We start from the raw sequence: 12,456 nt of genomic DNA on the forward strand, positions 1-12,456 counted from the left end.
ACCTGTCCACCGCAACCAAGTGGGGTCTGGACACGCTTGACGCGATGACGCGCCTGTTCACCACCGGTGCGTGGCTCCCGCCTGCCCTCACCCCCGACATCACCGCCGTGTAATCACGCCACCAAGGCTGAACAGCTACCACCTCGGGACAGCGGATCAGCGCTTCCAGAAGGCGCGGCGGGACTTCTGGGGTGGTTGGGTCGTCGTCAGGGCCACCAAGGTGGTGATCGTCCGGTGCCAGCGGCGGTCGACCTCCGCCGGGTCTGACGTCGGCATGGACAGGTCGGCGAAGAGGGTGTTCAGCGTCGTGCGAGTTCGGGCCGGTTCGCCGGTCAGCTTCCAGTGGGGCAGCGAGTCGCGGATGCGGTCGGCCAGGGCCGTGAGCATGCCGGCACGGGTCCAGACGTCCTCCGGTGCGGCGGCCTGCAGGGTCTTGAGCTCTCGTACCACGAAGTCCGCGATGGTGACGGGAGCCGCGGGGGGTGGGACCACCGGAGGCACCGGCACTGCCCCCGCGAACTCGTTGTCCAGCGCCGAGCCGTCGGTGACCGCGTCCATGGGTGGGCCACCGGGCGCCGGCGACGGGCTGCCGGGCGCCGAGGGTGGGCCGCCGGAGAGCGGCGGCAACGGAGGCTGGATCGCGGGATTCGGGCCCGCGGATCGGCGCTTCAGGGAGCCACGCATCCGGGAGACCGACTCCGCGCTCGCGCCGAAGGCGGCCGGGGCCGCGCCGTACCTGAGCATGCGGGCCGCCATCGGGGCCGTGCCGGCGAAGCCTCCCGCGAACTGCATCGGCGCACCCGGTGGCTCCCAACCGCTGGGGAGGTCGACGGGTTGGGTGACTCGGTGGACCTGGCCGCCCTCGTTGACCACTCGCTGGTCGACCGCCACGAACGAGGTGAATCGGGACAGCACACCGAACTTCAGTGACGTGTCGACGATGCGCTTCTCCAGGGCGTTCTGGTCGCCGGAGCCCACGACGTAGCGATCTTCCAGGTCGCGGATTCGCGCCCTGGCCCACAGTGCCGCCAGGCTCGGGTTGTCACTCGGCGTCGCGGGCACCGTCGACCGCCACTCGCCCTCGCTGGTCACGGTCACGGCGCCCGTCGCACGGCCGGCGTAGCGGCCGGTGACCACGACCGGAGCGCCGGGGAACAGGTCGGGCAGTGGTGTCGGTGCCATCGACTCCTGGTCGACCGCGAGGCCCGCCGGGGCCACTCGAAGGCCGGTGACCACGGGCGCGCCGATGCGGCGGTGGATGTGCTGCATCGCATCGTCCAGGCGGTCCTCGGACTCCACCAGCTCGTAGCGCCCGGCCGAACCCGCCAGTCGCTGCAGGAACGCCTCGTTGACCGCGCGGTCGATGCCGACCGTGTGGACGCGGACACCCGCCAGGCCACTGGACAGCTCGCGCAGCAGTTGGTCCTCGTTGCCGACCTGGCCGTCGGTGACCAGGACCAGGACGCGGTCGCGTTCGGCCGACTCACGCAGCAGGTTGGTGGCCTGGCGCAGCGGCGTGAGCATCTCGGTGCCGCCGCGGGCGTCCAAACCGGACAGGAACTCCACGGCGCGGAACCTGTTGCGGTCATTGGCGTCCACGAACCCCGCCGGCAACGACGGCGCCGTGTCGACCTGGTGGTCGAAGGCCAGCACGGCGAACCGGTCGGCGCTGCCGAGCGTGTCGACGATGCGGGCGGCCGCGCGGCGGGCCGCGACCATCTTCCAGCCACCCATCGAGCCTGACCGGTCGAGCAGGATCACCACGTCCCGGCCACCGGTCGGCGCCTCGACGACCGGCGGGAGCACGGTGAGGGCGAACGTGCCGCCGGAGTCGCCGTCGGGCAGTACCGAAAGTGACGTGCTGATCGCGTCGGCGGCGAACCGCATGCGCAGCAGGAAGTCCCGGTCGGCCCGGTCCCCCGGCTCGAGCCGGACCCGCAGGCCGGTCGGCCCGTCCTCGGTGGCCGTGGCATGCAGGCTCGTGGAGACCCCGGCGAGCGGCAGCGCTGCCGGGTCGATGTCGACCGCGACCGAGAGCTGGACCGGGTTGGGGAACCCCGGCAGCAGCACCGGTGGGCTGATGCGGGACGCGTCCGGCACGGCGTCGGTGTCGGGAGCCACGCCGTCGCCGACCTGACCGTCGACCAGCGGCGTGCCGGGGATGTAGCGCGGCGCGACGACGAGCGGGAACCGGAACGTCGCCTCGCCGTCCTCATAGGACAAAGCGCCGGCCAGCGTGAGGTGCACGCTGACCCGCTCCCCCGGCATGATGTTGCCGACCCGCATGGTGAACACGCCGGGTCGCTCCTCCTCGGCGATGGACGCGCGCTTGCCCTCGGTGATGGCCTGGTCGTAGTCGGCTCTGGCCTCGGCGCGCTCCTTGAGCAAGCCCTCGACGACCCGGCCGTCGGCCTCCATGCGCAGCGCGGTGACCGCGGCGCGCGGCGGCAGCGGGAAGACGTAGGTGGCCTCGAGCGGCTCGGCGTGTGGGTTACGGAAGCCCTGGGTGAGCTGGATACCCGACGAGAGGCCGGTGATGGCCGCCTGGACGTCGATGATCTCCAGCGGAAGGTTTCCCCGCTCGGTCGTGAGGCAGCCCAGCCCGTCGTCCTCGGTGGGTCGGCTGGGCGCCTCGGTGACATCCATGAGGTCGATTCGCATGCTCATCGGCTTTCCCCTCCTGTGGTAGGCGCCAGGCCCATCCGGCCGAGCAGCTCGAGCAGTGGTGCGGCGGCTTCCCCGATGGCGGCGAGCTCGTCTGCATCGGGTGCGCGGGTGGCCGCGTGCAGCACCACGGTGACACTGTCACCGAGGTGGATGCCCGGCACCATTCTCGTGACAGTGTTCTTCACAGTGTCCTCGTCCGGCGTGGCCTCGGCCGTCGGGCGGGCGTTCGTGTGCTTCCAGAAGTTGCCGGTGATGGTGGTGTTGGGCCTCGACGACACGATGTCGATCGGCGGTAGCCCGGCCAGCTCGTTGAGCCGGCCGTCGGACGCGCCGACCAGCCTCTCCTGAATCTCGGCAAGGGTGTGGCCCGCGGCCTGGAGCTGCTTGACGACCACCAGTTGCAGCAGGTGGCGCCGCCCGTAGCGGGCGGTGCGGCCGCTGGTGGCCAGCGGCCGGTCCACCAGCCCGATCGTGGTGTACCACCGGATGGTGCGACCGTTGGGCAGCTCCCGGACCCGGCCGTTGCTCTGGCCGTCGTAGTTGTCGGCCAGTAACGCGGCAACCTGGTCCGGGAGCTGCTCGATGGTCCACAGCTCGTCGGTCATGCTGCAATCTTGACAGTTTCCGATGACACTGTCAAGATTGCAGCATGTCAGCCCTTGACGCAGACCACCTGCTTGAGCTTCGCGACGATCTCCACCAGGTCGTCCTGGTTCCGGATCACGTCGTCGATGTCCTTGTAAGCACCCGGGATCTCGTCCACCACCCCGGAGTCCTTGCGGCACTCCACGCCCGCGGTCTGCTCGGCCAGGTCCGCCTCGGTGAACTGCCGGCGGGCCTTGGTCCGCGACATCCGCCGCCCCGCGCCGTGCGAGGCCGACTCGAACGAGTCCGGGTTCCCGAGCCCGCGCACGATGTAGGAGCCGGTGCCCATCGAGCCGGGGATGATACCCAGCTCGCCGCGCCCGGCCCGGATCGCGCCCTTGCGGGTCACCAGCACGTCCTCTCCGAAATGGGTCTCCTCGGCCACGTAGTTGTGGTGCGCCGAGATCGGCGCGTCGAACGACATCCGCGGGAACTGCTTGCGCAGCACGTCGCACACCAGGCGCAGCATGACCGACCGGTTGCGTCGCGCGTAGTCCTGGGCCCAGTAGAGGTCGTGCCGGTAGGCCGCCATCTGCGGGGTGCGCGCGATGAACACGGCGAGGTCGGGGTCGGGCAGCGACTGGTTGTGCGCGAGTCCGCGGGCCACCTCGATGTGGTGTTGCGCAAGGAGGTTCCCGATGCCGCGGGAGCCGGAGTGCAGCATAACCCAGACCCGCTTGTCGGTGTCCAGGCAGATCTCGATGAAGTGGTTGCCACCGCCGAGCGTGCCCATCTGGTGCAGAGCCTTGGCCGCGTTCGCCTTCACCGCCGGCGTCAGGTCCTCGAACGTGCGCCAGAAGCCGTCCCAGTCCCCCGCGTCACGCTCGGTGAACGCGGTCGCCTTGTGCGAGCCCGCACCCACCGGCACCGCGCGCTCCACAGTGGACCGCAGCCGTGCGAGGTCGGCAGGCAGGTCCTCGGCGCGCAGCGAGGTGCGGACCGCGGTCATGCCGCAGCCGATGTCGACGCCGACCGCTGCCGGGGACACGGCGTCCCGCATGGCGATCACCGAGCCGACCGTCGCGCCCTTGCCGTAGTGCACGTCGGGCATCACGGCGACGTGCTTGAACGTCCACGGCAGGGCGGAGATGTTGTGCAGTTGACGCATCGCCTCTGGCTCGACCGACTCCGGTCGAGCCCACAGCCGAATGTCGACGTGCCGCCCGTGGATCGTGGTCGCGCTCATGATCCCCAGGCTAAGCGCCGAAATCCGAACTCTCGACGTATTTACAGCAGGTGGGCCTTGCGCCAGATCCGCTTCGACGGGCCGCCGATCATCCCGACCTCGTCGAGGAACTCCACGATCTTCTCGGCCATCCACCGCCTGGCCTCGCGGTGGTGCGGGTTAGCCAGCGCGGCCGCGCGCGCCTCTCGCGGATCAAGACCAACGGCCTTGTACACGGCCGGATGAACCATGATGTTGACCACCGAATAGGCGACCACGGCCGTCACCAGCCGATGCAGCTCGAGCTCCGGACGGCTCAGCTTGTCCAGGCCACGAACCAGTTCTTCGCGTGCGTAGCGCACGTGCCGCGCTTCCTCGACCACGTGGATCCGGTTGATCATCCGGATGATCGGCTGGATGCCGTCGTCGTCGATCATGGAGCGCTGGAGCCGGTCGGTGGTCTCCTCGACCACAAGAACGGAGGCGAACATCGCCGGACCGCCGATGACCGCACCGAACACCTTCGACAGCGAGCGGACCACCTTGGGTGGGCCGTAGGCGGGCAGACCGAACCGGGACAGACCCTTGCCGAACATGATCGCGTGCCGGGTCTCGTCACCGATCTCGGTCAGCGCGTAGTGGGTGTGCGGGCTGCGCGGGTCGAGATCGGCCGCGTACCGGGCCAGCAGCTGCATCAGCACGATCTCGGTCCAGAGACCGACGCTCGTGATGCTGCCGAGCTCGTGCTTGGCGAGCTCGATCCGCTGCTCGGGCGTCAACCGCTCCCAGAGCTCGGTGCCGAACAGGGAGACCCGCTGCTCGGGAAGGAAGCCCTTGCCCTCCACCAGCGGCGCGTCCCAGTCGACGTCGACATCAGGCTGGTAGGAGTTGCGGACGGAGGAGTCGAGCAGCCGCTCGGCAGTGACCTCCCGGTCCTTGGGTTGCAGCACGCGGGCCATCGTGGACCATCCTCCCCAGGCTTAGTGTTACCTCACGTAACAGTTACCTTGGGTAGGGTCTCGCGAGGGAACGGCCGTGTCAAGGCGTCAGCTCGGGGTCTGGCCGGACCAGGTCGCCGATCAGCTGCACGATCTCCCTGGTGACCGGGCGGAGAAGACGCAGCCGGGACAGACCGATCACGCGATCGATGAGCGGCACGGTGCGGTCGACGAGCAGGCGGGTCTTGCGGCAGTTCGGCGAGCGGTCGTGCACCCAGAACAGCACCACGCCCATCTCGTAGAGCCACAGCAGCTCCGGCAGCTCGGGTCGCAGCTCCGTGTCGACCTTCACCGTCGAGCCGTCGAGCACCCGGCGGTGCAGCGCGATCTGCGACTCCCGGGCCGGGCTCGAGTCGGCCGAGAACGGGCTCAGCGGGCTGTCCGGGTCGGCGGCGTTGACGAAGAACTGCTTGCCGAACTCGTGGTAGGGCGCGGCCACATCGATCCAGCCGTGCATCACCGCGCGCAACCGTGGGGCGAACTCGCGCTCGGTGCGCAGCGCCTCCTCGCAGGCCTGCTCGTGGAGCTCGGTTATCCGGTCGTAGAAACCTTGGACCAGCTGTTCCTTGGAGGAGAAGTAGTAATAGGCGTTGCCGACGGAGACTCCCGCCTCCTTGGCGATCGCGCGCATGGTGGTCTTGGCGTAGCCGTTCTCCTGGAACAGGCGCAACGCGGTCTCGACGATGAGGGTCCGGGTCGTCTCGCTCTTCGCTGTGCGCACGACCGTGCCAGGGGATTCGGCCACCACCTCACCGTATCGCCGGAGCGCGGCTCGGCCTGCGGGATTCCGTCGACCGGGGGCTGGCAGGCCGCAACCCCGCGGTGTTCACTCGGGCATCACCCGTTCGTGGCCGCGACATGCCAGGGTGACGCGCCGACCCTGGAGGTGGATCATGATCCGAGCTCGACGACTCCTGTTACTGCCCGCGTTGGCCCTGGCTGCCGGGGTGCTCGCCGCACCCGCGGCGCAGGCCGGCCCCGCCAAGCACGGCGACCGGCACGACCCGGTCCGCTTCGCGACCTTCAACGCCTCGCTCAACCGAGGTGCGGTGGGCCAGCTGGTCACCGACCTGTCCACGCCGGACAACGCGCAGGCCCGCGAGGTCGCCGAGGTGGTCCAGCGCAACCGGCCGGACGTGCTGCTGATCAACGAGTTCGACTACGTGCCGGACAACATCGCGGCGAACCTCTTCCGGGAGAACTACCTGGAGCGGGGTCAGAACGGCGCGAAACCGATCAGCTACCCGTACGCGTTCGTCGCGCCGTCCAACACCGGTGTGCTCACCGGGTTCGACCTCAACCGCGACGGCCGCACCGACACCGGCGACGACGCGCACGGCTTCGGCCTGTTCGAGGGCCAGTACGGGATGCTCGTGCTGTCGAAGTACCCGATCGACACGCGCTCGGTCCGCACCTTCCAGAAGTTCCGCTGGAAGGACATGCCCGGCGCGATGCTGCCCGACGACCCGGCCACCGCGGCGCCGGGTGACTGGTACTCACCGCAGATCCTCGACATCCTGCGGCTCTCGTCGAAGTCGCACTGGGACGTGCCGATCCGGGTCGGCCGGTCGACCGTGCACTTCCTCGTGTCGCACCCGACCCCGCCCACGTTCGACGGCGCCGAGGACCGCAACGGCACGCGCAACCACGACGAGATCCGGTTCTGGGCCGACTACGTCACGCCTGGCAAGAGCCGCTACGTCTACGACGACCACGGCAACCGGGGCGGCCTGCGGACCGGCGAGAAGTTCGTCGTCGCGGGTGACAACAACTCCGACCCGCTCGACGGCGACAGCGTGCCCGGCTCGATCCAGCAGCTGCTGCACGCACCGCGGGTGATCGACCCGAAGCCGGGCAGCATCGGCGGCTACCTCGCGGCCGGCGAGCAGGGCGGCGCCAACGCCTCCCACCGCAGCAACCCGTACTTCGACACCGCGGACTTCAACGACGTCGCGCCGGGCAACCTTCGGGCGGACTACGTGCTGCCGTCGACGGGGCTCCACCCGGTCGGCGGCGAGGTGTTCTGGCCGCGGTCGGACTCGCCGCTCGCCCGCCTCAACGACGCTTCCGACCACCACCTCGTCCGGGTCGACGTAGTGGTCCCCCGCCGCTGACGGTAACCGGCAAGGCACGCCCTGTTCTGGGCATATGCCCAAAAGGGCAACAAGTTCGTTCCCGGGGGCCGCAAGTTCGCACGCGACGTATTTGCGGCCCCCGAGCGTGCTCTCTTGGTGTGACCACAACCGCGGGGTCACCCTCATGGAGGCGCGATGTTGTGCACTGTCGAGCCGGACTCGGCTCTCGCCGAGCTCGAGGCCGAGCTTGCCGCCCAGCCCATGCCGACGGCATGGTCGCGACCCGTCACCCGGGGCAACGTGGACTCGGTCGCAGCGGCCGCCTCCGCGGGGGACACGATCGCCACTCACGAACTGCTCACCTACCTGCGCCCGATCATGGTGCGCTACTGCCGCGGCAAGCTGGGCCGCGTGCGCCCGGTCAACTCGCCGGACGATGTCGCGCAGGAGGTGTGCCTGGCTGTGTTCCGGGCGCTGCCCACCTACCGCCACCTCGGCCGGCCGTTCCTGTCGTTCGTGTTCGGCGTGGCCGCGCACAAGGTGGCCGACGTCCATCGCGCGGCCGCCAGGGACCGCTCACTGCCGACGGCGGACACCCCTGACATGCCCGACCTCGAGGAGACCCCGGAGGAGACCACACTGCGCCGCGAGCTGGTCGAGCGGACCGGTGGCCTGCTGCGCACCCTGCTCCCCCGGCAGCGCGAGATCCTGATCATGCGGGTGGTGCTCGGCATGTCGGCGCAGGAGACCGCCGAGGCCGTCGGCACCACGCCGGACGCTGTGCGGGTCGCTCAGCACAGGGCGCTCAACCGGCTGCGGCGGGCGATCACGCGCTGAGCGACGCGACGTGGTCGGGCGTTTGATCGCCGGAGCGGGCCGATCAAGAACCGACCAGCCGCTGGGACGGCGCGGGTGACACGGCCAGGGCCACCCGCGCCGCGGACCCGCTACGGGCGGGCGACCTGTCCCTCGGTCAGGTTGACCTGGCCCGTCACGTAGTGGCTCCAGATGCCGAGGTCCAGCGGGCGCCCGGCACGCGCGTGGCTCTCCACGAAGCTGCGGCCGTGCCAGGTGGCACCGAAGGTGACCACGAAGCGGGAGGTCGCACCGCGCTCCTGCGGCGGCACGCCGTCCGGCTGGACGATCTCGTGCAGGCCCAAGGTGTAGTTCCGCCGGTAGGTGCCCCGCACGGGCTCGAGGGTGTTGTCGAGGATCGTGCCCAGCGCCGGGACAGTGATCAGCACGCCGCGCATGCCGTTCGCGAACCTCGTGTTGTAGACCGCGACCTCCGCCTCGCCCCCACCGTAGAACTCGGCCCGGCCGGTGCCGACCTTCGAACCGGGCGGGCACCCGGCCGGCCCCTGCGCGGCCAGCACCGCGCGGCCGCAGGTCGGGAACGACAGCACGTTGACGCTGATCGAGTCGTCGAAGAGGAAGACGAACTCGCGCGGCGCCGCCGGCTTCTCGCCGCTCTTGGTGTACCGGCGGCCGTCGAAGGTGACCTCCACACAACGCTTGCCGAGTGCGTCGCGGACGACCGTCGCGGTGCCCTCCTCGATGTTCACCGGACCGGGCGCGTCCGAGGGCGAGACGGATACGCATGCTGCTACCTCCGGTCGAGGATGTTTCGATACCTATCGAATAGTCCCGACCGGAGATAGAGTCTTCGTTTAGTTGTCGAAGAGAACTGAGAGGGCTGTCGGGAATGCCGTTGGGCCGATGGGCGTCGATCTCCCACCCCGAGATCGACGCGGTCGCGATCGACGACGTGCTGCACGCCCTCGCCGACCCCACCCGCCGCAAGATCGTGCGGATGCTGCTCGCCGAGGGCGACCGGGCCTGCGGCACCTTCGGCCTCCCGGTGGCCGCCTCGACGCTCAGCCATCACTTCCGTGCCCTGCGCAAGGCCGGCATCCTCCACCAGTACGACGACGGCCGGCTGCGCATGAACACCCTGCGCCTCGTCGAGCTGGACGCCAGGTTCCCCGGCCTGGTGTCCACGGTGCTCGACTCGGCCGACTGACCTAGGCGGCGCGCGGCGCGACCGGCGCCTGCGCCGGTGCGCGCGGCGTCGAACCGGCAGGGGCGGCCTTCTTCGTCCGCTTCCGGTCGAGCTTGCGCTCGTACCACCAGGAATCGACCTCGACGATGACCGGACCGAGCGCCATCAACAGCAGCACAACGATCGCCAGCACGGCCCCGCTCCACACCAGGATTGCCTGCACCATCTCTCCCACCTCCGGTAAACGTCCTGGTCACAGCTTCGCCCCGGGCGGGCACGCGGCGGATCGGTCGATCAGACACCGTGCGCCGGCCGACCGGTCACCGCACGCGGCCGGCTCATTGGCCGATCGGCCGACCCGCGCCCGCCAGTTGGCCGAGGCGCCCGGGTGGGCGGTCCAATACGTTCTTGCGCATGACACCGATCCCGGTGCCGCATCGCTGGCTGGCCGCATTGCTCGGCGCCGCGCTGCTGGTCGATCTCACGCTGGCCGGCTCGGGCAGCCTGAGCGAAGGGCTCCCGGCGCTGCCGGGTGCCTTCGCGCTCTGCCTCTGCGCCTACTTCGCGCTCACCCGACCGATCGCCGGCGCGCTCGCCGGCGCGGCCGTGCTGGTCGGCTCGTCGTACGTCATCCGGGCCACCGACTCGAACCCGGTGTCCATGGGCATCCACGGCATCGTGCTGTCCGAGCTCGTCGCCGGCGCGGCACTGGTCGTGCTGGTGGTGTGGCGCTGCGCCCCGCTGGTGACCGCCGGTTGCCTCGTGGCGCTGGTCGCCGCGGGCCTCTTCGCGATGCTGACCCGCGGCAACCCCTGCTACGGCGGGTTCTGCAGCATTCCCTACGACCTGGTCGGCCACTCCGAGATCTACCGCTCGCTGGTGTTCGGGCTCTGCGTGCTGATGCTGTCGATCGCGATCGGCACGTACCTGCGGCGCACGAGCCAGCAGCGGGTGGAGACCGAGACCGACGCGCTGATCCGCAAGCAGTGGCCGCTCGGCGCCGCACTCGCGGTGCTGCTGCTCGTCGAGGCGGGCGAGGTCGGCTACAGCGACGTGCTCATGCTGGGCGGCTCCGGGCTCGCCGGGCTGTGCGCGTTCTTCGCGCCGCGGGCGCCGTTCCGGTTCGCCCTCCTCGGAGCCACCGCGATGGTGATCGTCCCGCTGGCCGTCAGCGGGATCGGTGCCCGGCCGGTCCTGCCGCTGTCGTTCACCGGGCTGGCCGCGAGCATGGCGATGGTCGCCTACGCGGTGCGCTACCTGCCGCGGCGCACGGCGGGCGGGGCCACCGCGGCACTGGTCGCGGCCAACCTGATCGTGCTGGCCATCCGGTCGTCGGGCGACTACATCGCCGACGCGGACATCATGCTGCTGCTCGGCCTGCTGCTGGTCGTCTCGGTGGCCACCGGCTGGTACTTCCGGGCTCGGGACCGGGAACGCAACCAGACGGTGAAGGCAGCGGTGACCTCCGCGCAGCAGGGCGAGCGGATGGCGCTGGCCAGGGAGCTGCACGACGTCGTCGCGCACCACGTCACCGGCATCGTCGTCCAGGCGCAGGCCGCGTTGCTCGTGGCCGGGACGAACCCGGGCGTCGCGGTGCCGGCGCTGGAGAAGATCGAGCACAGCGGCACCGAGGCGCTCACCGCGATGCGCACGCTCGTCGGCAGCCTGCGGGACGGCACCGCGGCGTGGACCGCCGGCAGCTCCGACGCGACCGGGCAGGCGACCACCGACCTCGACGCGGACATCCGCGCACTGGTCGAGCACTTCACCGGACCGCCCGTCGAGCTGGAGCTGTCGCTGCCCGCGGAGCTGCCGCACGAGGTCGGCCGCTCGGTACTGCGGCTGGTCCAGGAGTCGCTCACGAACGTCGGCAAGCACGCGCCGGAGGCCAGCGCGGTGCGCGTGCGGGTGGTGACCGACGCCGAGGGCCTGCACCTTCGGGTCAACGACGACGGCGCGACGCGGCCGGTAACCCCGCCGGCGGGTCCGGCGGCTACGGTCTGGTCGGCATGCGCGAGCGGGTGGAGCTGCTCGGCGGCCGGTTCGAGGCCGGCCCGAGCGGTTATGTCGGCTGGTCGGTGGAGGCGTGGCTGCCGCTGCGGAAAGAGGGGGAATGATCCGGGTACTGATCGCGGACGACCAGGAGATGGTGCGGGCCGGGTTCCGGATGATCCTGGAGACGCAGGACGACATCGAGGTGGTCGCGGACGTCCCGGACGGCAGGGCAGCCGTGCGGCGCGCCCGCGAGCTGCGGCCGGACGTGTGCCTGCTGGACATCCGGATGCCGGGGATGGACGGGCTCGAGGTCACCAAGGTGCTCGCCGGTCCTGGCGTGACCGACCCGCTGAAGGTCGTCGTGGTCACCACGTTCGACCTCGACGAGTACGTCAACGCGGCGTTGTCCAACGGCGCCAACGGGTTCCTGCTCAAGGACGCCGGCCCGGCGCTGCTGCTGGAGGCGGTCCGCGCGGCCGACCGCGGCGACGCGCTCGTGTCGCCGCAGATCACCGTGCGGCTGCTGCGGCACTTCGCGGCGACGACCCCGACACCGGCCGCGGGCGACTCGCCCGCCGAGCCGCTGACCGAGCGCGAGCGCGACGTGGTGAAAGCGGCCGCGCGTGGGCTGACCAACACCGAGATCGGCACCGAGCTGTACCTGTCGCTCTCGACGGTCAAGACGCACCTCGCCGCGGTGCAGGCGAAGATCGGTGCCCGCAACCGCGTCGAGGTCGCCGCATGGGCCTGGCGAACAGGCCTGATGAACGGCGGCTAGCCCCGTCTTCCGCACATGAGGTGGGGTGGACAGGTCAGGCGTGTCGGTGATGTGTCTGACCTGCCGATCTGTGAGTCTGTCGCGTTGTGGATCAACGTGGACGACGGGCCCGGTATGTCGCGGCGAGTATC

Annotated in this window: 12 protein-coding genes and 1 pseudogene; 5 read left to right on the plus strand and 8 right to left on the minus strand. The window is 70.4% G+C overall.

Going from position 1 to position 12,456, the window contains the following annotated elements; genetic code table 11:
* Positions 1–156 precede the first annotated feature (156 nt).
* The 5 genes from GEV28_RS39260 to GEV28_RS39280 all read right to left on the minus strand — a co-directional run bounded on the left by GEV28_RS39260 (position 157) and on the right by GEV28_RS39280 (position 6,220).
* Positions 157–2,667: a VIT domain-containing protein gene (locus tag GEV28_RS39260; RefSeq protein ID WP_291418940.1), complete on the minus strand. Its 2,511-nt coding sequence runs from the start codon at positions 2,665–2,667 to the stop codon at positions 157–159.
* Positions 2,664–3,272 carry a MerR family transcriptional regulator gene (locus GEV28_RS39265; RefSeq protein WP_291418942.1) on the minus strand — a complete coding sequence of 203 codons (609 nt, stop codon included), beginning with the start codon at positions 3,270–3,272 and terminating at the stop codon, positions 2,664–2,666. Before GEV28_RS39265 ends, GEV28_RS39260 begins: the two co-directional genes overlap by 4 nt.
* A gap of 47 nt (positions 3,273–3,319) precedes the next feature.
* The gene (locus GEV28_RS39270; RefSeq protein WP_291418944.1) at positions 3,320–4,498 is read right to left on the minus strand and encodes an RtcB family protein; all 1,179 of its coding nucleotides are present in this window, start codon (positions 4,496–4,498) and stop codon (positions 3,320–3,322) included.
* A gap of 41 nt (positions 4,499–4,539) precedes the next feature.
* Complete coding sequence (locus tag GEV28_RS39275) at positions 4,540–5,436, minus strand: diiron oxygenase (RefSeq protein WP_291418946.1); 897 nt, start codon at positions 5,434–5,436, stop codon at positions 4,540–4,542.
* Between the two features lie 79 nt (positions 5,437–5,515).
* Positions 5,516–6,220, minus strand: coding sequence for a TetR/AcrR family transcriptional regulator (locus GEV28_RS39280; RefSeq protein WP_291418948.1), 705 nt, complete (start codon positions 6,218–6,220; stop codon positions 5,516–5,518).
* Between the two features lie 148 nt (positions 6,221–6,368).
* Between GEV28_RS39280 and GEV28_RS39285 the strand changes: the two genes are divergently transcribed.
* Positions 6,369–7,589, plus strand: coding sequence for an endonuclease/exonuclease/phosphatase family protein (locus GEV28_RS39285; protein ID WP_291418950.1), 1,221 nt, complete (start codon positions 6,369–6,371; stop codon positions 7,587–7,589).
* 156 nt (positions 7,590–7,745) lie between these two features.
* Positions 7,746–8,387 (plus strand): RNA polymerase sigma factor ShbA, encoded by a 642-nt coding sequence (shbA, locus tag GEV28_RS39290; protein ID WP_291418952.1) that lies wholly within the window; start codon positions 7,746–7,748, stop codon positions 8,385–8,387.
* Between the two features lie 110 nt (positions 8,388–8,497).
* Here the strand turns inward: shbA and GEV28_RS39295 are convergent, their stop codons facing one another.
* Positions 8,498–9,115 (minus strand): hypothetical protein, encoded by a 618-nt coding sequence (locus tag GEV28_RS39295; RefSeq protein WP_291418955.1) that lies wholly within the window; start codon positions 9,113–9,115, stop codon positions 8,498–8,500.
* A 140-nt stretch (positions 9,116–9,255) separates the two neighbouring features.
* Here GEV28_RS39295 and GEV28_RS39300 point away from each other — a divergent pair, with 140 nt between their 5' ends.
* Positions 9,256–9,573, plus strand: a complete 318-nt coding sequence (locus GEV28_RS39300; RefSeq protein WP_291418957.1) for a helix-turn-helix domain-containing protein — start codon at positions 9,256–9,258, stop codon at positions 9,571–9,573.
* A gap of 1 nt (position 9,574) precedes the next feature.
* On the opposite strand, the gene GEV28_RS39305 is transcribed toward GEV28_RS39300, so the two are convergent.
* Together GEV28_RS39305 and GEV28_RS39310 are read right to left on the minus strand one after the other, a co-directional pair.
* Entirely contained in the window at positions 9,575–9,778 is a 204-nt protein-coding gene (locus GEV28_RS39305) for a hypothetical protein (protein WP_291418959.1), read from the minus strand.
* Between the two features lie 817 nt (positions 9,779–10,595).
* Complete coding sequence (locus GEV28_RS39310; RefSeq protein WP_291418961.1) at positions 10,596–10,781, minus strand: hypothetical protein; 186 nt, start codon at positions 10,779–10,781, stop codon at positions 10,596–10,598.
* A gap of 256 nt (positions 10,782–11,037) precedes the next feature.
* Between GEV28_RS39310 and GEV28_RS42875 the strand changes: the two are divergent.
* Together GEV28_RS42875 and GEV28_RS39320 are read left to right on the plus strand one after the other, a co-directional pair.
* Positions 11,038–11,169 (plus strand): annotated as a pseudogene (locus GEV28_RS42875) (histidine kinase dimerization/phosphoacceptor domain-containing protein); the annotation flags it as partial.
* Positions 11,170–11,665: 496 nt separating this feature from the next.
* The gene (locus GEV28_RS39320) at positions 11,666–12,325 is read left to right on the plus strand and encodes a response regulator transcription factor (RefSeq protein WP_291418966.1); all 660 of its coding nucleotides are present in this window, start codon (positions 11,666–11,668) and stop codon (positions 12,323–12,325) included.
* The last annotated feature ends 131 nt before the right edge of the window (positions 12,326–12,456 follow it).

It is taken from the genome of Actinophytocola sp. (assembly GCF_009379765.1).
GTDB lineage: Bacteria > Actinomycetota > Actinomycetes > Mycobacteriales > Pseudonocardiaceae > Actinophytocola.

Coding starts and splice junctions, on each gene's coding strand:
- GEV28_RS39285 (WP_291418950.1), top strand. CDS start 6,369: ATGATCCGAGCTCGACGACTCCTGTTACTGCCCGCGTTGGCCCTGGCT.
- GEV28_RS39275 (WP_291418946.1), bottom strand. CDS start 5,436: ATGGCCCGCGTGCTGCAACCCAAGGACCGGGAGGTCACTGCCGAGCGG.
- GEV28_RS39305 (WP_291418959.1), bottom strand. CDS start 9,778: ATGGTGCAGGCAATCCTGGTGTGGAGCGGGGCCGTGCTGGCGATCGTT.
- GEV28_RS39260 (WP_291418940.1), bottom strand. CDS start 2,667: ATGAGCATGCGAATCGACCTCATGGATGTCACCGAGGCGCCCAGCCGA.
- GEV28_RS39270 (WP_291418944.1), bottom strand. CDS start 4,498: ATGAGCGCGACCACGATCCACGGGCGGCACGTCGACATTCGGCTGTGG.
- shbA (WP_291418952.1), top strand. CDS start 7,746: ATGTTGTGCACTGTCGAGCCGGACTCGGCTCTCGCCGAGCTCGAGGCC.
- GEV28_RS39310 (WP_291418961.1), bottom strand. CDS start 10,781: ATGCTCGCGGCCAGCCCGGTGAACGACAGCGGCAGGACCGGCCGGGCA.
- GEV28_RS39300 (WP_291418957.1), top strand. CDS start 9,256: ATGCCGTTGGGCCGATGGGCGTCGATCTCCCACCCCGAGATCGACGCG.
- GEV28_RS39320 (WP_291418966.1), top strand. CDS start 11,666: ATGATCCGGGTACTGATCGCGGACGACCAGGAGATGGTGCGGGCCGGG.
- GEV28_RS39265 (WP_291418942.1), bottom strand. CDS start 3,272: ATGACCGACGAGCTGTGGACCATCGAGCAGCTCCCGGACCAGGTTGCC.